Below are 18,513 nucleotides of genomic sequence, written 5' to 3' on the forward strand. Positions count from 1 at the left end.
TTTTACCGCCATTACGGCAGGCGCCGCTGCCAAAGCCATTCTGCCGTCCGCCTGCCAAGGCCCTTCCGTTAAAATCAGTGGCGGTAACGAAATAGCCATGGCTCTTGAATCAATCCAAAAACTTCCCTATCACTTTGCCAAAAAGCATGGGGTGGTTATCTATAAAATTGAAGAGGGAAAAGCGATTATTTACCATTTGGCTGACACGCCGCTTGGCGTATTCGCAGAAATTGGGCGCCTCTTGCAATGTGAGCTGGATTTAATCGAAGTCGATGCCCGCGAATTCCAGGAGCATCTTGCCAATGCGTACCAATCCCAGTCATCTGTTATGGAAGCGGCGGTTGGCATGGAAGAAGAACTTGATCTCACCGAGCTTGCCGGACAATTACCCATAAGCGAAGATTTGCTGGATAACCAGGATGATGCTCCAATTATCCGTTTATTGAATGCATTATTCACTCAGGCAATTAAATACAAGGCATCGGATATCCATATTGAAACCTACGAAGATAAGGTACTGGTTCGCAACCGTATTGATGGCGTTTTGCAGGAAGTTCTTGAAATACAACGAGGTATTGCCCCTCTGGTTATTTCGCGTGTTAAAGTGATGGCAAAACTGGATATCGCAGAAAAACGCGTTCCCCAGGACGGCCGCATTATGCTGCGCATTGGCGGGCATAGCATTGATGTCCGCGTATCAACCCTGCCTTCCAATCACGGCGAACGGATTGTCATGCGCATTCTGGATAAACAAGCCGCTCAGCTTAACTTAAGCCTCCTTGGAATGCTCCCTGATTCTTTAAAAACCATCAGGCGCTTAATCGCAGAGCCTCATGGGATTTTGCTGGTCACAGGTCCCACCGGCTCAGGAAAAACAACTTCCCTCTATGCCATGCTAACTGAACTCAATCAGGTCAGTCGAAATATTTTAACGATTGAGGATCCGATTGAATATGACTTGCCTGGCATTGGCCAGACTCAAGTCAACCCTAAAGTGCAAATGACCTTTGCCAAGGGCTTGCGCGCCATATTACGCCAGGATCCGGATATCGTCATGATTGGTGAAATAAGGGATCTTGAAACTGCGGAAATCGCAGTCCAGGCAAGCCTTACGGGTCATCTTGTCCTTTCGACGCTGCATACCAACAGCGCACTTGGTGCAATCACAAGACTGCATGACATGGGCGTTGAGTCTTTTCTTTTGTCAACAAGCTTGATTGGACTGGTTGCCCAACGTTTGGTCAGAAAGCTTTGCGAACAGTGCAAAATGCCCCATGACTTATCTTTGGATGAAAAAAAATTGATGGGGATATTGCCTGATGAGGCTATTACTGTTTTTACCCCTAAAGGATGTGATGCCTGTAATCAATCAGGCTACCGAGGACGTACTGGAATTTATGAGGTCATACCCATTGATGAGAATTTGCGGGGCATGATTCACCGTAACGAGGCGATTCAACAGATTGAAAGCTATGTTAGACCTAAAATCCCAAGTATCCGGCAGGATGGGTTTAAGCGCGTCCTGGCTGGCGTTACATCATTGGCCGAAATTCTAAGAGTTACCAGCACATGAATCATGATTGCAACAACTATGGGTTCAACCGACGCCAGGTAGTGCCGCTTGCACTGTCCTCCAATTCTATGCCCTCTTGCAAAAGCTTGTTTCTTATCTCATCCGCACGTCCCCAATTGCGCGCCGCACGAGCGCGGTTACGCTCTTCTATCAATTCCTCAATCGCTTCTTTTTGCTGAGCAGCTAATCCAGCCTGTAAAAAGATCTCTGGCTCCTCCTGCAATATACCCAATATTCCACCAAGGTGCCTTAAAGTTGCTGCAAGAATGGGGGATTTGCTTTTATTTAATTCATGAACCAGCTGAAATAAAACCGATAAGGCAACAGGGGTATTAAAATCATCATTCATAGCCTGATTGAATTTTTCAACCCAGGATGAGTCGATATTTTCCCGGTTGAATGGAATGTCTTTTATACTTTGGTAGAGACGTTCCAGTGCCTTATATGCGTTTGCCAGATTTTCTTCCGAATAATTCAGAACACTTCGATAATGGCTACTCAGCAGAAAATAGCGCACCACTTCCGCGCGATATTTTTTTAAGACATCGGCTATGGTATAAAAATTGCCGGTTGATTTGGCCATTTTTTCATTATTGACCTGTAACATGCCAACATGCAGCCAATAATTGGCGAAAGGTTTGCCAGTAGCGCCTTCGCTCTGGGCAATTTCATTTTCATGATGCGGGAACTGTAAGTCAGAGCCTCCTCCGTGGATATCAAATTGCTCGCCCAACTCATCCATAGCCATGGCGGAGCATTCAATATGCCAGCCTGGCCGCCCTTCCCCCCAGGGAGATGGCCAGCAGGGCTCGCCAGGCTTGGCCATTTTCCACAAAACAAAATCCAGGGGAGAATGCTTTTCCTTCACCACCTCCACGCGCGCCCCCGCCATCAGGCCTTCAAGGTTTTTATTGGATAATTTACCATAATCGGCAAAGCGCTCCACTTGATAGCAAACATCTCCATTGTCGCTGACGTAGGCGTACCCTTTGGCAAGCAGAGTTTGAATGAGTTGAATAATCGAGTCTATATGGCCTGTTGCACGGGGTTCGATATCCGGCGGTAAAATATTTAAGGCCTCGGCGTCCTCATGCAAAGTTTTAATGTAAAAATCTGTTAATTCATTAATTGGAATACCCTTTTCATGGGCTCTCGCGATAATTTTATCGTCTATATCAGTAATATTACGAACAAATTGAACTGTGTAACCTGCAGCACGCAAAAAACGGACGATGAAGTCAAAGCAAACCATGGAACGAGCATGGCCTAAATGACATCTGTCATATACCGTAACCCCGCACACGTACATGCCTACTTTTCCGGACTTAAGGGGAACAAAGGGTTCTTTTTTACGGGTTAATGTATTATAAACCTGCAGCATCATCTCTCCAGTTTCTTATCAACTTATCTTTCCCCAGGTATCTTTCAAATCCACAATGCGGTGAAATGCAACTGTCTGGTTTTCAATGACCTGGTTGACCGCATAATAACCCAGACGTTCAAATTGAAACACATCATTTTCAGCTGCAAATGCAAGTGACGGTTCACATAAGCCTTCCAGTTTTTGCAATGAGTTGCGATTTAAAAACTGCATAAAATCTTCTTCACGGGCTGGATTTGCATCAAAAAACAGCCTGTCATACTGGTAAATCGTAACCGGATGGGCATCACTGGCACATACCCAGTGGATTACCCCTTTGACCTTGCGCCCTTCCGGATTCTTGCCTAGCGTGTTCTCATCATAAGTACAGCGAAGCTCAACCACGCGCCCATTATCGTCATGAATGACCTCATGACAACGGATTACATACGCATTACGCAAACGCACCTCGCTTCCGGGGGACAGGCGGTAATAGTTTTTTGGCGGATTTTCCAAAAAGTCGCTGCGTTCGATATAAATTTCGCGGGCAAAAGGCAAGGTACGATAACCAAGATCAGGTAATTGCGGATGACAAGGGGCGCGCAGGAATTCTCTTTTTTGTTCAGGATAGTTTTCAATTACAACTTTCAATGGTTCTAACACGCACATGGCGCGCTTTGCTGTTTTATTGAGCTCGTCACGGACGCATTCCTCGAGCAAAGACATATCAATAATCGAATCGCTGCGCGACACCCCAACCATCTCGCAAAACTCGCGGATTGCAGCCGGCGGGTAACCTCGTTTGCGCATACCTCGTAATGTCGGTAACCTGGGATCATCCCAGCCGTCAACCACTTTTTCTTCTACAAGCTGGCGCAGTTTGCGCTTGCTGGTCACTGTATGAGATAAATTCAAGCGTGCAAATTCAGTCTGTTCAGGCCTCGCAGGTACGGGCAAGTGTTCTATCAACCAATCATACAACGGCCTGTGATCCTGGAACTCAAGCGTACATAAGGAGTGCGTTATCTTCTCCAAGGCATCGGACAAGGGATGAGCATAATCGTACATGGGATAAATGCACCAATCCCTGCCTGTACGTTGGTGATGGGCATGACGAATACGGTATAAAACCGGATCGCGCAAGTTTAAATTCCCTGATTTCATATCAATGCGTGCACGCAGGACATGCTCCCCATCTTTAAATTCTCCAGCCTTCATCCGGGCAAATAAATCGAGATTTTCCTCAATACTGCGATTGCGATAAGGGCTTTCACGGCCGGGCTCTTGCAATGTCCCGCGATAATCGCGGATTTCACTCATGGATAAACTATCAACATAGGCGAGACCCCGCTTTATCAAATCCACCGCATAATCATAAAGCATTTGATAATAATCTGAGGAATAGGTCAGATCATACCATTGAAAACCCAGCCATCGCACATCATCGATGATGGCATGGACAAATTCTTCTTCTTCTTTAATTGGGTTTGTATCATCAAAACGCAAAAAACAGCGGCCTTTAAATTCTTCAGCCATGCCAAAATTCAAACAAATTGATTTGGCATGGCCTATATGTAAATAGCCATTTGGCTCAGGAGGAAATCTTGTGACTACTTCCTGATGTTTCCCGGAAGCCAAGTCTTCCTGAATCATTTGCCGGATAAAATGAACTCTTTTTTCGCTGCCGTCAGTCATGTTTTCACCACTATTGCATTGCCACACGCATGTTGTTAATTAGTTGAGCTGCAATTTTTGCTGCATCTTTATTTTCTCGGTAAGCTGTAAAAATTTGATTAATCAAGGCTGCACCAACAATGACCCCATCAGCAAATGAGGCGATTTCAGCAGCCATTTCAGGTGTTTTGATCCCAAAGCCCACCAACATGGGTAAATGAATTTGCTCCTTGCAGCGCAGGTAATGATTTTTCACAGAAGCCAAATCAAGCATATCTGCTCCAGTCACTCCTTTCAATGAAACAAAATATACATAGCCTCGGCCGCGGGCATCAATAAGCTTTAGACGGCTCGCCTCTGTAGTTGGTGAACAAAGGTAAATACCGCATAAATCATTCTCCTCCCAGATACGCGAAATTTCCGCGCTTTCTTCTGGGGGCAGATCAACCAAAATTGTGCCATCCACACCCGAAGCTTTGGCTCGTTTGGCAAAAGCCTCATAGCCATATTGTTCCACCGGGTTTAAATAGCCCATTAAAACCACTGGCGTTTGATTATCCTGTTTGCGAAACTCCGCAACCATACTCAATACATCATCACAATGTACACCGTGCTGCAAAGCCCGTTCCATGGCTGCCTGTATAACCGGACCTTCAGCCATGGGATCAGAAAATGGTATGCCTATTTCCAATATATCTGCGCCAGCCCCAACCAGGGCATGCATTAAATGAACGGTCATTTTAGGATCTGGATCTCCCGCGGTGATATAAGGACTTAGCAGTTTTTTACCCTGACTGTGTAATTCATGTATTTTTTGATCGATTCTATTCATAACTTGTCCAATGCATTCATTGCCCAAAAGTTTGTTATCAGGTCAATGGAATACCCTCCAGGCTAGCGACTGTGTGAATATCCTTATCTCCGCGACCTGACAAACTCACAATGATCTGTTGCTTCTTATCCATTTTTTTAGCGAGCTTTATAGCATAAGCCACTGCATGGCTGGACTCCAGAGCAGGAATAATCCCTTCCTTACGAGATAAAGTATGAAAAGCAGCCAGAGCCTCATCATCATTGATTGCTTCATACCGCACTCTGCCAATATCTTTAAGATAGGCATGCTCAGGGCCTACGCCCGGGTAATCAAGGCCTGCGGAAATCGAATGAGTATCAATAATTTGACCATACTCGTCACACAGGACGTACGTGCGGTTACCGTGCAATACACCGGCCTTGCCCCGTAATAAGGACGCAGCATGCTGGCCTGTCTCTATTCCCTTTCCGCCAGCTTCAACGCCATAGATGCGGACATCTTTATCATTTAAAAAAGGATAAAACAAACCCATGGCATTTGACCCCCCTCCGACACAGGCGACAAGGGCATCAGGCAGCTTGTTGGTTTTTTCAAGCAATTGCATTCGCGCTTCTTTGCCTATCACGGACTGGAAGTCGCGCACAATCTGAGGATAGGGGTGTGGGCCTGCAACCGTACCAATTATATAGTAAGTATCATCAATGTTAGTCACCCAGTCACGCATGGCTTCATTCAGTGCATCTTTAAGCGTTCTGGAACCGGCAGTTACTGGAATAACTTCTGCGCCCAGCAGTTTCATACGGTATACATTGCTTGCTTGCCGAGCGATATCATCAGCACCCATATAAACCACACATTTAAGGCCAAGTTTTGCGGCTACGGTGGCTGAAGCTACGCCATGCTGGCCAGCGCCCGTTTCCGCAATAATGCGCCTTTTGCGCATTCTTTTGGCCAAAAGCGCCTGACCCACCGCATTATTGATTTTATGTGCCCCAGTATGATTCAAATCTTCACGTTTTAAATAAATTTGCGCCCCTCCCGCATCTTCGCTTAAGCGCCTGGCGTGATACAAAGGGGTTGGGCGTCCAACAAAATCTTTTAATTCTGCCTCAAATTCTTCCCAAAAAGCCCTGTCTTTTCTTGCTTTTTGATAAACCATCCTTAATTCCTGGATGGCATGCATTAAGGTATCCGCTACGAAAGTACCGCCATAAGGACCAAAGTGCCCATATTGATCAGGAAGTTCTTTTTCGTTCATCATCGCTCCTGGCCGTTGTCAGTGCAGGCCCTGACAATTGTGATATGATGTTAACCAATTCTTTCATTTTATTGGGGCATTTTATACCTGGAGATAACTCCACGCCGCTGCATACATCAATGGCTGATATGGAAGATAACTGCACTGCTTGCCTTATGTTTTGCGGCGTTAATCCACCGGCGAGTATGATTGGCTGATTCAAGCTCTCAGGAATGACCTGCCAGTCAAAAACCTGGCCGCTTCCTCCTCGCTGGGTTATAGATGGCGTATCCAGCAAAATGGCGGCTGCATTTCCATACAGGCTTGCCAGATGAATGATATTATCTTTTGAGCTTGCGGGAATCGCCTTAATATAAGGCAATGCGAATTGCTCGCAAAAATCAGGAGATTCATCGCCATGAAACTGCAGGTATTGAATGGGCAATGCTGCAATAACTTCTTCAACCAATTTCTTTTCGGGATTGACAAAGACAGCCACGGCACTCATAAAAACAGGAAATTGACTTAATAATCCCTTTGCTTCACCAATAGATATCGCGCGCGGGCTATTGGGATAAAAAATTAAACCAATTGCATCGATTCCAAGCGCTGCAGCAGTATGAATATCCTGCTGACGAGTCATGCCACACAGCTTAATGCGCACCCTTTTTATCACTAGTCCTCCAATAAAAATAAAGGACCGGGCGTACCTTGAATGACATTGAATATTTTAGGATACACCACTTCAACCAAATATAACCCATAAGGCGGAGCAGTTTCTGCGCCAAGCCTCCTGTCTTTGGCATCTAAAACTTCCTTGGCCCACGATACCGGTTTACGACTGGAACCAATCGCAATGAGCACGCCCGCTATATTTCGCACCATATGATGCAAAAAAGCATTGGCAGAAATCTCAATGATAATCAAATTACCTTTACGGACTACCTGCAAATGCTTCACATTGCGCATGGGCGTTTTTGATTGGCATTCTATCGAACGAAACGAGGTAAAATCTTGCTCTCCCAACAAATATTGACCAGCTTTATGCATCATGTGATGATCTAACTGGCGGTATTGCCAGGTTACATTGCTGCGCAGTAAAGCCGGCCGGATTGGGGCATTATAAATCACATAGCGATAGCGTCGGGATAAGGCAGAGTGCCGCGCGTGAAATTCGGCAGGCATTTCCCTACCCCATTTGATACACACATCTTTGGGCAAAAATGAATTGGCGCCGTGTATCCAGGATCGGATTGAGCGCTCTTTGTCACAGTCAAAATGAATGATTTGGTTGGTCGCATGTACTCCGGTATCTGTTCTGCCAGCACAAACAACACTGACTTCCTGATCAGCCACGTTGCTTAGCGCACCTTCTAAAACCTGCTGAACCGTACGCAGACCTGATTGCGCTTGCCAGCCATGATACTGGCTGCCATCGTATTCAACCATTAAGGCAATACGCATAATTGCAAAATCCTGCTTAAAATGGGCAATTTATAATACCCGGCTGAGTTTGTCTAGCTGACAATCAGTTTGGCGGTATTTTTTTAGAAATATTCTTTAAAGGCAATCCATGCCACGTCATTCTCGTTGAAAAAACTGTGGTGAATGTCGGCTTCAGGGACATTGACTTATTTTTTAGGTAAGCTTTCAAGCAAGCGTCTTGCGCTCTCCTTCTGTTTGTCTGTGCCAAATTCCAAAACCTCTTCTAAAGACTGTTTGGCAGCTTCATAATCCTCCATATCGATGTAAGTTTGTGCCAAATCCAGTAAAGTTTGCAAAGCTCGAGCGCTCTTGACTGGTTTTTCCGGTACCAACGGTATGGACTCAGGCTGCGGTTCCAACTCTGGTTCCAACTCTGGTTCCAACTCTGGTTCCAACTCTGGTTCAATCTCTGGTTCAATCTCTGGTTCAATCTCTGGTTCAATCTCTGGTTCAATCTCTGGTTCAATCTCTGGTTCAATCTTTGGTTCAATCTTTGGTTCAATCTTTGGTTCAATCTTTGGTTCAATCTTTGGTTCAATCTTTGGCTCAATCTCTGGCTCAACAAGCGATATGTCATATTCAATTGAACTGTCATCAATCTTGTCTTCTTTTACTTCAGAAGGAGCTTCTTCATCTTTGGCCTCAATTAAACGGTCAACCCCTGGTTCAAATTCAAGGACATGATCATCGAGTTCTGTTTTTACTGTTTCTATCCTGTTTTCCAAAGATTTCTCAAGTCCCGCTGCCTCTTCAACATGAGACGCCCTGTCTTCTGCTTTCCTTTCAGCTTCGGAAAATTCTCCAGCTGTTTCTCCCGCCTCCTCTGCAGTTTCTTGAAATTCAGACTCGCCTTTTTGAAGGTTTGTGTCTTCGATCTCAGCGGTTTCAGTATCCGCTTCTTCAAGTTCTGCAGGAGTCATTGTCGGCAGAAGGGGCTCTCTATGTTGTTCTATTATCTTTGCTTCAGGTTCTTTTGATCGTCTGGCTTGAATTGGACGTATCCACCGCCAATAAATTAACCCACTGCCTGCTGCAAGCAGAATAAGCCACAGCAGCCAAAACCCAAAACCATGGGCTTCTTCTGTTTCAGGCAAAGCGCTTGCCTGCCCTGCAAGCCCTTTCCGCAAAATTCTTATTTCCTCTTGCAGACGCTTCAATTCCGCATCACGCTTAGCCAATTGATGTTGCAAACGCTGATTATTTTCCTGAAGTAAAAGAATTTGCCGGTTCAACAAAGCATTCGATTCGCGAACGGATTCAATTGCCACTTGAGCCACATGCATTTCAGCCTGCATTTTTGCCTGTATCAGGTCTTTTTGGGCTTTCTCCTGCACTGGATGTCCTGGCTGCTTGTCTTCCTGCGCGGACAAAATTGCTGGTGTTGTTGATAAAATAGCTGGGAAAAATCCATTTTTTTCTGTTTTTACCGTTGCGAACTCAGGGATTTTCACTACCTTGGAAACCAATATTTGCTCTTTGGATCCTGTATCTTCACTCTGTACTGTTCTGCCTTCATAGTAGGGCGGCATTAATACATGATCGATTGGCTTCTGGGCTTGCCAGGCGCTTTCATGCCTTGAAATTTCAAGCTTTGCAAGAGTTTCAGGAACTTGTTTTATGGTATCAGGCGAAGGAATGGTTAATTCTACGCCTTGCTTCAACCCATTGACATTGCCTTCTGCAAAAGCTTCCGGATTGGCGCCTACTATGGCCAAAATAACCTGATGCAAACTGACATCCGGCGTTTTATAGCGCTGGGCAATTTGCCAAATGGTTTCCTTGGCAAGCGTTGGACCATAGGTAACTGCAGCGCGTTTTTGTACTTTGGGTTCTGCTATATATTCCTTGTGGCTGAAAGCTGTCTCTTCCTCTTCATGCTCAGGCAAATCATAGGATTTTGCTTGGCTAATTTTAGGAGTGAATTTTTTAACAGTTTTTAACTGGTATTGAGGCGGATCAAGAAGAACAGTATAGGCGCGATAGACTTGTCCTTCTGCCCAGGCCAGATCCACCAGTATTTCCATATAAGGTTCTGTAATCCGCTCAATGGAGCGGATGCGGATGACAGGTTGGCCGGTATCATTTTTCTCTATATGGAAAGTCAGCAAATCAAGGACATACGCGCGTTCAAGCCCAATTCGTTCAAAATCTTCTACTGAAGCCAGGTTGGCCTTAACCTGAGACAAAGGGATATTGCCTGCATCAATTAGTTTAATTTCCGCATCAAATGGCTGATTGAGATAAGAATGAACTGTCATATCGCCTAAACCGAGGGCATAGGCCAAAATGGGAAATATCAGGCACAATAATCCAGTATAAAAAATGACTTTCTTCAATCAGCGCTCCCTGTATGCAAACAGCTAACTTGCTAATTGGTATTGATAAAAATAAAAAAATTAATATCTGCCGCAGATCAAGAATAACTCAAACGCCCAAAAACGCATACAGCTGCTTTGAATCGTATTGTGAATGCAATATTTATCATTCGAATAGAAACTTTATAACACAGCAGATGCCTTAAAGTCTCTACCAAGTTTAGAAAATTTCTTGTTTAATCCATTAGATATTAGCAAGATTTAGCTTTCTGACTCAATGATCGGAACAAGATGACTCCTGCTTCACAAAACGATGACAATTAAGACATCCTCTTCTTAGCGTTCAGAGCAATGTTATATCATGTTGATTAAATCATGAATATCTCAAGGAGCTATAATTTATCATTTCATCTTGCGCAAAAATGGCAAAAAATAAGATATGATGGAGCCAAGTTATGCTGTTGCCCTGTCATGACATACGCAGCCATTGCTTACTTCCCGGAGATATTTCATAATCTTTTGTTTTTATATAGACATAACTTATATGACCGCGTCTTTGCTGGATGGCAGGCAAGCTGCTTCTCTACTCCAAGAAACAATAAAAAAAACTGTTTTAGCCCGAACGAATCAAGGCCACCGACCGCCTGGACTCGCCGTCATTCTGGTTGGTGACGAAATTGCGTCAAAAATTTATGTCGGTAATAAGCACAAAGCGTGCAATGATGCGGGGTTTAACTCTTATGCCTATAATCTGCCAGCCGATACCAGTGAAAAGTCCTTGTTAAACCTGATTGATGAGCTTAATGCCCAGGATACAATAGACGGCATACTCGTCCAATTACCCTTGCCAAAACATATTTCTACCGCCTTAATACTCGAGCGTATCGATCCCAGGAAAGATGTTGATGGCTTTCATCCCTATAATCTTGGACGCCTCGCCCAAGGGAACCCTCTGCTCAGGCCATGTACGCCCTATGGCATCATTCAACTCCTTGCCCAATACCAGCTCCAGGTCAATGGCAAACATGCCGTTGTGGTTGGCGCTTCAAATATTGTCGGGAGGCCCATGGCGCTGGAGTTTCTTCTGGCAAACGCAACCGTAACTGTCTGTCATCGCCTTACCCGGGAGCTGGAACGCCATATTCGCATGGCCGAGATACTGGTTGTTGCCACAGGCGTTATGGAGGTCATTGATGTTGCGTGGTTAAATCGCTCGCAAATTCTTATTGATGTGGGAATACATAGACTTCCTGACGGCAGTATTCGCGGCGATGTTGATTTTTTTAAAGCCAAAGAAAAAGTTGCGTGGATAACGCCAGTGCCGGGCGGTGTCGGACCCATGACAGTGTGCACGCTTTTGCAGAATACATTATCAGCAGCAATCAATCTGCAATCTGGATGATGCCCGTAAAAACGTGCATGTCATTTTATCTCATTTGAACCTTCCAAGGCTTGCCCCCGCAAACGGCAAGGAGAAAAATCGAAAGGCAATAAAACGAGCGCCATGCCAGCATGAATCATTTATCCAGTTCGTCCCAATCGAATTCACCGTCAAGCTCGTCCTCAAGCTCTTCCCTTAAGCGTTTTCTTTCAAGCTTTTCTTCAAGCAAACGCCTAATCCTTTTCTTATGCTCGGACTCGTCAAAATGTTCTATATCTTCATTATTTTCATAATTTAAATCAGAAGATTGATATTCCTCATACTCGTTATAAAGGCCCATGAGAACCTCCATTTTTTATCATACCTAATTCATAGTATAGTTGATTTGCCAGGGACTTTTTCTCTGCTAGAAAAAACCGGTATCTAAGGATATTTCAAGTTTAAGGAGAGGTTAGCAATGAGTGTCAATGCGATAGAAGCATTCAAGGACAATTATATCTGGGCCATTATCGACGAATCCCGCCATACAGCCATTTGCGTGGATCCAGGCGCGGCTGAGCCGGTTTTACAGTTCATCAATAAGAATCAGCTCAACCTAACCGCAATCCTGGTCACCCATCACCATTTCGATCATTGCGGGGGCTTGGAAAAATTACAGAAGACTTTTCCCCATGTGGAGATATTTACGCCAGATGATTCGCGGATTCCTCTCAGCACCATAGCGCTCCACGATGAAGACATCATTCATCTTGGAGAATATGATTTTCGGGTCATGGCAATACCAGGGCATACCAGGACTCATATCGCATTTTATGAGCCTTCGAAAAAGTGGTTATTCTGCGGAGATACCTTGTTTTCCGCAGGTTGCGGGCGTGTTTTTGACGGCACTTTGGAAGATTTGTATCACTCTCTCCAATTGATCAAAAATTTACCCGATGAAACGAGTATTTACTGTGGACATGAATATACAAGAAAAAATCTACAATTTGCGGCACAGGTTGAGCCCAATAATCAAGCCATTAGAGACTATCTCAATTATTTGCAAAAACACGGGGATTTATGCTCGCTGCCATCCAGACTCGCGTTAGAAAAACAAATTAACCCTTTTTTGCGAACAGATTCCTTGCATTTAAAATCCTTCGCCCAACAAGAAAACCTTGATCCGGATAACTCCCTGGCCATCTTCCAACGGTTGCGGGAGAAAAAGGATAATTTTTAAAAAGAGCATTGATGCAAGGGATAGAATACCCCTTAGCCCAGGCAGAAAAATACACTAAATAATGTACAATATATAAACAAAAGCTTTATCCAGCATAATTTTTTTAGTAGACTTCAGAACCTTTACTCTAGACAAGGCTTTTGTTTTGAAGTATAAGTCATTGATAAAATGCAGTTTATGTATTGTTTTTTTCAGTCTTTTTTGTCTTACACGCTTTACCCAAGCAAGCCCCGCGCCAAATGTCTGGGACGTTTTACGCAAGCAGTTCGTATTAAATCATGAAACCACAAGGCCTGAAGTACAAAACCAAATCCGCTGGATTATCTCTCACCCAAGTTATATTCGAAAATTAGCTGAATCAGAGCCCTATATTTACCATATCGTCACAGAAATAAAAAAACGCAAGCTTCCCGGTGAAATTGCCCTTATTCCAATGATTGAAAGTACTTATGATCCCTTCGCCTATTCCGGCGCAGGAGCAGCCGGATTATGGCAATTGATGCCCGGCACAGGAACGGATCTCGGTTTAAAACAAGACTGGTGGTTTGATGGCAGGCGAAGCATACGCCCCTCCACTGATGCTGCTTTAAACTATTTGACTTATCTCCATAAGTTTTTTAAAGGCGACTGGTTGCTCGCTTTCGCTGCCTATGATTCCGGAGAGGGTACAATTGCAAGATTAATCAAACAAAGCGGGCGAAGGCGCTATATCAGCTTCTGGTCTTTGCCTGTGCCGCGAGAAACAAAAGCCTATATTCCGCGCTTACTCGCATTGGCCGCGGTGATCCAGAATCCCAAGCGCTATAATGTCCAGTTGCCAGAGATCCCTCACCTGCCCTATTTTGCGGAAGTTGATATTGGCAGCCAAATTGATCTGGACCATGCCGCCAAATTGGCAGGGATAAGCTATAAAGAACTGATTAAGCTAAATCCTGGCTATAACCGCTGGGCTACCCCGCCTTATCAACCGTTTAAACTATTAATTCCTGTAGAGCGGGTGAAACAGTTCAATAGGAATTTAGCCAGTACCCCACAATCACAAAGAGTCAGTTGGACCAAGCATCAAGTCAACCATGGCGATAGCCTCATATCGATAGCCAAGAAATATCACACCACAGTCAACCTCATTAAGCAGCTCAATCAACTGAAATCTGATCGGGTCAGGAAAGGCCAACATTTATTAATTCCAAGCGCAAAACGTCCTGCCAATCCAAAACCCATTGATATCACGGCATCTATCAAAAATGAAATACCTAAATTTGCCACAAAAAATGAAATTAAAATCATCCATATTGTGCAAAAGCAAGAAACTTATGAAGATTTGCAAAAAAAATATGGCGTTTCGGCAGAGGATATTCAACGCTGGAATCTTTTAAATTCAAAAAATCCGCTAAGATTTGGCCAGCAACTCATCATTTGGAAACGGGTTAACAGCAAAAGCACTTATGTGGTCAAAAAAGGAGACAGTTTAAGTCAAATTGCAAAACTGAATCAGCTTACAACTCAATGCCTGCTTAAATTAAACCCTCATATCAGTAAGCATTTGATCCGCCCAGGCCAAATTCTGAAACTGAGTTAATCGATGATTGGCTCTTGTTTTTGCCGCATTGGCTAAAAAATAAGGGGGAGAACCCCCTTATTTCCCTGCACTAATTATTCTACAGTTGTTTGTATTTCAAAGTAGGCTGGATCATACATGTAGCAATTCCAGACAACAGTCTCGCCCCCTACCATGACATCTAAAGTAACAAGATCCAGTGCAGCGAGATTTGGTTGCTTTTCAGCATAGCAGACCCGTTTGGCGCCATCGACCATAACATAATGATACGTGGTGGTTGCGGTATAATCTGCCGGCACATGATAAACCCCTTCTTGTTGTTCTAAAACAATGGGTTCGCCCGTGATCACAATTTTATCTTCAGCGTATGCTGAGACGCCAAATAATAAAAGAGCAGTTATAGATAAACTTTTAAAGATGCTGTTCATTTGAGTACCTCCTGTATGATGAAAAAAAGCCTGATAACGTTTTCTTCATCTTCAATTTTCCATATGCAAAGACTAACTAACTTGCAATATCATTATAGTCCAGGATGTAACATAAAAGATCAATTTTTATACAAAAAATATGTATTCCAGCAATAATGAATTGATGATTATCTATTTTTTAGAAAAAAATTTTTTACTCACCCGCAATAATTTTTTTTTTTGTACTATAGTACTTAATTGTGATTATCAGGAAGGGTTTTTCAGGAGGAAACATGAAAAAATCAAGCTTTTTATTCTTTACGGTTGTAACCTTGGCAGCAGCTCTTACCGGGTGCGGAACTACCCAAACATCAGCGCAAGGGACAGCTGCCGGAACTGCTGCAGGCGGCACAATCGGTGCAGGCGTTGGGCTTGCTGCTACTGGCGGAACCCCGGCTGGCGCCGCAGTCGGAGCCGGAATTGGTGCGGGCGTCGGCGCCCTCGTAGGCACAGAAGCCAGCCAGCGTGATATCATCATTTATCGTCAAAAAGGCGTTGTTTATCATGATGGCAAAGCATATCATATCCGTGACGGCAAATATGTCCTTGCCCGTTAATCAAGCCTTTGATTAACGCAATCTAATTTGCACCAGACCCCTGTTGGCAGGGTCTGGTGCTCTGATTGCCGGGATAAAGAATTAGCGCTTTTAATTTGCAGGAAGAAACCAAATGGTGTGTTATACTTAATTTAATATTAAGCCTACTGTAAACACGATGAAATTACTGTTTGATTTTTTTCCAATTCTGCTGTTTTTCATTTGTTATAAATTATTCGACATCTACTATGCCACAGCTGTTGCCATGGGCGCATCGCTCCTGCAAGTGATTTTTTACCGAATTAAAAATCAACGTTATGAAAAGATGCACTTAATAAGCCTTGGCTTGATTATGGTTCTTGGCGGAGCGACTTTATTTTTCCATAACCCCTGGTTCATCAAATGGAAACCCACCGGGCTTTACTGGTTGGCAGCCATTGTATTTTTGAGTTCGTCTTTCATTGGCAAAAAAACACTTATCGAAAAAATGATGGATGGAAACATTCATTTGCCAGCAAAGATTTGGCGGCGGTTAAACTATGCCTGGTCAGCATTCTTTATCCTCATGGGGTGTTTAAATTTATATGTTGCTTACTCTTTTGATACTGATTTTTGGGTTAACTTTAAATTATTCGGTGGCGCGGGCTTGACGCTTATCTTTGTTTTTTTACAAGCAATTTACTTGGCAAGGCATGTGGTCCAGAAAGACATTCAGCAAGAGACGTCTGCGAATTCCATAAGAAAAAGCCAGTAGCCACGAGCTTGAGGAGTCGTTATGAGACTGTTATTAATCGAAGATGATGAATTATTGGGCGATGCGGTCAAAACCGGACTGACTCAATTCGGCTATGTGGTTGATTGGCTAAAAGACGGCGAAGCAGCCCGAGCTGCCATAAAATCCGAGTCATTTGAACTCATTATTCTGGATTTGGGGCTGCCGAAGCTATCCGGCATGAAGCTTTTACAGTCCATTCGTCAGGAAGGCAATACAACACCTGTCATCATTTTGACTGCAAGAGAGTCCGTAGAAAGCAGAGTGAAAGGATTAGACAGCGGAGCTGATGACTACATCATCAAGCCTTTTGATTTGAATGAGTTAAGCGCGCGCGTACGAGCCCTGATTAGGCGATCCCAAGGGCGTGCTGACGCGGTGTTACAATATCGAAATGTAACCCTTGATCCTGCGGCCCATTCTGTTTCTGTCGATGATGTGCCAGTTAATGTTCCAAGAAGAGAATTTGCTTTGCTGCAAAAACTTCTGGAAAACAGTGGGCATGTTTTATCCCGAGAGCAGCTAATGCAAAGTATTTACGGTTGGGATGAAGATGTCGATAGCAATGCTCTCGAAGTACATATCCACAATCTGCGTAAAAAACTCAATGCCAATTATATTCGTACAATCAGAGGGGTTGGATATATGGTAGAAAAGAACCCTGAGTCTTAAATCCTGTTAACCGGTACTATTTGGCTTTCGCCGTGAAATCTTCAATAAGAAAATTTTTATTAATCAATCTCCTTTTGGCAATTACGATTACCACAACGTTGACTGCCATTGGAAATTATTACCTGGATCAAAAAGATATTCAGGAACATCTTGATACCTTAATGGCCATCTCGGCTTTATCCTATCAGGCACTGTTGGGAGACGATGTGCATCAGCGCCCTATTCCTAAAATCCAGAATGCACTGAATAAAATTCCCGAAAAGATAGAATCCTATTATCAGCAACCGTTGATAAATGATATGTCCCCGGAACATTATTTGGATAAATTTAATTTCCAGGTATGGACTGACGGGGGAAAATTACTGCTGCACTCTGCCAGCGCCCCTCGAGTGCCGCTCATGGCAGAAACAGACGGCTTCAACGATAGAATCATTGATAACCAAAAGTGGCGGGTATTCACTGCATATAATGAAAAAGCCGGTGTCCGCACAGTACTTGCTGAACGGTATGATACACGAAATGAACTTGGCCAGCGTATTGCACAGGACGATTTATACATCATGCTGCTGACCTTTCCCTTATCCGGCCTCCTTATCTGGATTATTATCGGGCGGGGCCTGGATAGCCTGGACCGCGTTGCTCAGGAAGTAGCAAACCGTGCCCCCAGTCATTTAGAGCCAGTCAATCTTCAGGAAGTTCCAGAAGAAATAAAGCCTGTCATTGACGAATTAAACAAATTATTCAATCGCCTGAAAGAGGGGTTCGAACGTGAAAAACGGTTTGCGGCGGATGCGGCGCATGAATTGAGAACGCCGCTTGCCGCCTTAAAGGCTCAGGCACAGGTTGCTCTGAATACTAATGATCTGGAAGAAAAAAATATTGCCCTGCATAAGTTAATTGCCAGCGTCAACCGCAGCACCCATATAGTTCAACAGCTGCTGACGATGAGCAAACTGGTCCCTGAAACAGAAACAATTAATGATCTCGATGAGGTTAATCTTGCCAAAGTCACCCGGGAAATACTGGCAATGCTCGCTCCTTTCGCCGTAGAAAAACAGATTGAACTGGAGCTTATCCAGGATGACAATACCCCAAGCTTTGAGGGAAACCCAACTGCCATCGGCATATTGGTGCGCAATCTCGTCGATAATGCCATTCGTTACAGCAAAGAGGAAAGCCGTGTCATAGTCCGTGTTTACACAGAAGATAATAACGTCGTACTGGAAGTGCGTGATAACGGGCCTGGCATTCCCAAGGAATTGCAATCCAGAGTTTTTGAGCGCTTTTTCAGAGTGCTTGGGAATAAAAGCCCGGGAAGTGGATTAGGACTGGCAATAGTGCAACAGATTTGTTCTTTACATCATGGGCATGTCACCATTGAATCTCCAAGCGAAGGCACGGGATTGATAGTAAAAGTATATTTTCCCGTCAAGAAAGAAGAATCCTAAGC

The 18,513-nt window shown here is 44.1% G+C and carries 17 protein-coding genes; 8 read left to right on the forward strand and 9 right to left on the reverse strand.

Features of this window, described 5'->3' with window-relative positions; translation table 11 throughout:
- Nucleotides 1–97 precede the first annotated feature (97 nt).
- On the forward strand, nt 98–1,573 hold the full coding sequence (gene lspE, locus Llon_RS03700) for a GspE family T2SS ATPase variant LspE (protein ID WP_058529082.1): 1,476 nt from the start codon (nt 98–100) through the stop codon (nt 1,571–1,573).
- A gap of 16 nt (nt 1,574–1,589) precedes the next feature.
- On the opposite strand, the gene cysS is transcribed toward lspE, so the two are convergent.
- The 7 genes from cysS to Llon_RS03735 all read right to left on the reverse strand — a co-directional run bounded on the left by cysS (nt 1,590) and on the right by Llon_RS03735 (nt 10,479).
- Nucleotides 1,590–2,954: a cysteine--tRNA ligase gene (gene cysS, locus Llon_RS03705; RefSeq protein WP_058528728.1), complete on the reverse strand. Its 1,365-nt coding sequence runs from the start codon at nt 2,952–2,954 to the stop codon at nt 1,590–1,592.
- 18 nt (nt 2,955–2,972) lie between these two features.
- Nucleotides 2,973–4,628, reverse strand: a complete 1,656-nt coding sequence (locus Llon_RS03710) for a glutamine--tRNA ligase/YqeY domain fusion protein (protein ID WP_058528729.1) — start codon at nt 4,626–4,628, stop codon at nt 2,973–2,975.
- A gap of 10 nt (nt 4,629–4,638) precedes the next feature.
- Nucleotides 4,639–5,439 (reverse strand): tryptophan synthase subunit alpha, encoded by an 801-nt coding sequence (gene trpA / locus Llon_RS03715; RefSeq protein WP_058528730.1) that lies wholly within the window; start codon nt 5,437–5,439, stop codon nt 4,639–4,641.
- A 37-nt stretch (nt 5,440–5,476) separates the two neighbouring features.
- Nucleotides 5,477–6,679, reverse strand: a complete 1,203-nt coding sequence (gene trpB, locus Llon_RS03720) for a tryptophan synthase subunit beta (RefSeq protein WP_058528731.1) — start codon at nt 6,677–6,679, stop codon at nt 5,477–5,479.
- Complete coding sequence (locus Llon_RS03725; RefSeq protein WP_272946906.1) at nt 6,657–7,334, reverse strand: phosphoribosylanthranilate isomerase; 678 nt, start codon at nt 7,332–7,334, stop codon at nt 6,657–6,659. Before Llon_RS03725 ends, trpB begins: the two co-directional genes overlap by 23 nt.
- Nucleotides 7,334–8,122: a tRNA pseudouridine(38-40) synthase TruA gene (gene truA, locus Llon_RS03730; protein WP_058528732.1), complete on the reverse strand. Its 789-nt coding sequence runs from the start codon at nt 8,120–8,122 to the stop codon at nt 7,334–7,336. Before truA ends, Llon_RS03725 begins: the two co-directional genes overlap by 1 nt.
- 167 nt (nt 8,123–8,289) lie before the next feature.
- Nucleotides 8,290–10,479 carry a FimV/HubP family polar landmark protein gene (locus tag Llon_RS03735; protein WP_058528733.1) on the reverse strand — a complete coding sequence of 730 codons (2,190 nt, stop codon included), beginning with the start codon at nt 10,477–10,479 and terminating at the stop codon, nt 8,290–8,292.
- Nucleotides 10,480–11,002: 523 nt separating this feature from the next.
- On the opposite strand from Llon_RS03735, the gene folD reads away from it, so the two are divergent.
- Nucleotides 11,003–11,860: a bifunctional methylenetetrahydrofolate dehydrogenase/methenyltetrahydrofolate cyclohydrolase FolD gene (gene folD, locus Llon_RS03740; RefSeq protein WP_058528734.1), complete on the forward strand. Its 858-nt coding sequence runs from the start codon at nt 11,003–11,005 to the stop codon at nt 11,858–11,860.
- Nucleotides 11,861–11,975: 115 nt separating this feature from the next.
- Here the strand turns inward: folD and Llon_RS03745 are convergent, their stop codons facing one another.
- The gene (locus Llon_RS03745; RefSeq protein WP_058528735.1) at nt 11,976–12,179 is read right to left on the reverse strand and encodes a hypothetical protein; all 204 of its coding nucleotides are present in this window, start codon (nt 12,177–12,179) and stop codon (nt 11,976–11,978) included.
- A gap of 117 nt (nt 12,180–12,296) precedes the next feature.
- Between Llon_RS03745 and gloB the strand changes: the two genes are divergently transcribed.
- Nucleotides 12,297–13,058 (forward strand): hydroxyacylglutathione hydrolase, encoded by a 762-nt coding sequence (gene gloB, locus Llon_RS03750; RefSeq protein WP_058528736.1) that lies wholly within the window; start codon nt 12,297–12,299, stop codon nt 13,056–13,058.
- Nucleotides 13,059–13,221: 163 nt separating this feature from the next.
- Nucleotides 13,222–14,637 (forward strand): lytic transglycosylase, encoded by a 1,416-nt coding sequence (locus Llon_RS03755; RefSeq protein ID WP_058529084.1) that lies wholly within the window; start codon nt 13,222–13,224, stop codon nt 14,635–14,637.
- 74 nt (nt 14,638–14,711) lie between these two features.
- Here Llon_RS03755 and Llon_RS03760 read toward each other — a convergent pair whose 3' ends face one another.
- Entirely contained in the window at nt 14,712–15,044 is a 333-nt protein-coding gene (locus Llon_RS03760; protein WP_058528737.1) for a hypothetical protein, read from the reverse strand.
- Nucleotides 15,045–15,316: 272 nt separating this feature from the next.
- Here Llon_RS03760 and Llon_RS11375 point away from each other — a divergent pair, with 272 nt between their 5' ends.
- From Llon_RS11375 to Llon_RS03780, 4 genes are all read left to right on the forward strand, one after another.
- Nucleotides 15,317–15,640, forward strand: a complete 324-nt coding sequence (locus tag Llon_RS11375) for a hypothetical protein (protein WP_058528738.1) — start codon at nt 15,317–15,319, stop codon at nt 15,638–15,640.
- 157 nt (nt 15,641–15,797) lie between these two features.
- Nucleotides 15,798–16,373, forward strand: a complete 576-nt coding sequence (locus Llon_RS03770) for a septation protein A (protein WP_058528739.1) — start codon at nt 15,798–15,800, stop codon at nt 16,371–16,373.
- 21 nt (nt 16,374–16,394) lie between these two features.
- Nucleotides 16,395–17,063, forward strand: a complete 669-nt coding sequence (locus Llon_RS03775; RefSeq protein ID WP_058528740.1) for a response regulator — start codon at nt 16,395–16,397, stop codon at nt 17,061–17,063.
- Between the two features lie 32 nt (nt 17,064–17,095).
- Complete coding sequence (locus Llon_RS03780; protein WP_058528741.1) at nt 17,096–18,511, forward strand: ATP-binding protein; 1,416 nt, start codon at nt 17,096–17,098, stop codon at nt 18,509–18,511.
- The last annotated feature ends 2 nt before the right edge of the window (nt 18,512–18,513 follow it).

It is taken from the genome of Legionella londiniensis (genome assembly GCF_001467825.1).
GTDB classification, from domain to species: domain Bacteria; phylum Pseudomonadota; class Gammaproteobacteria; order Legionellales; family Legionellaceae; genus Legionella_A; species Legionella_A londiniensis.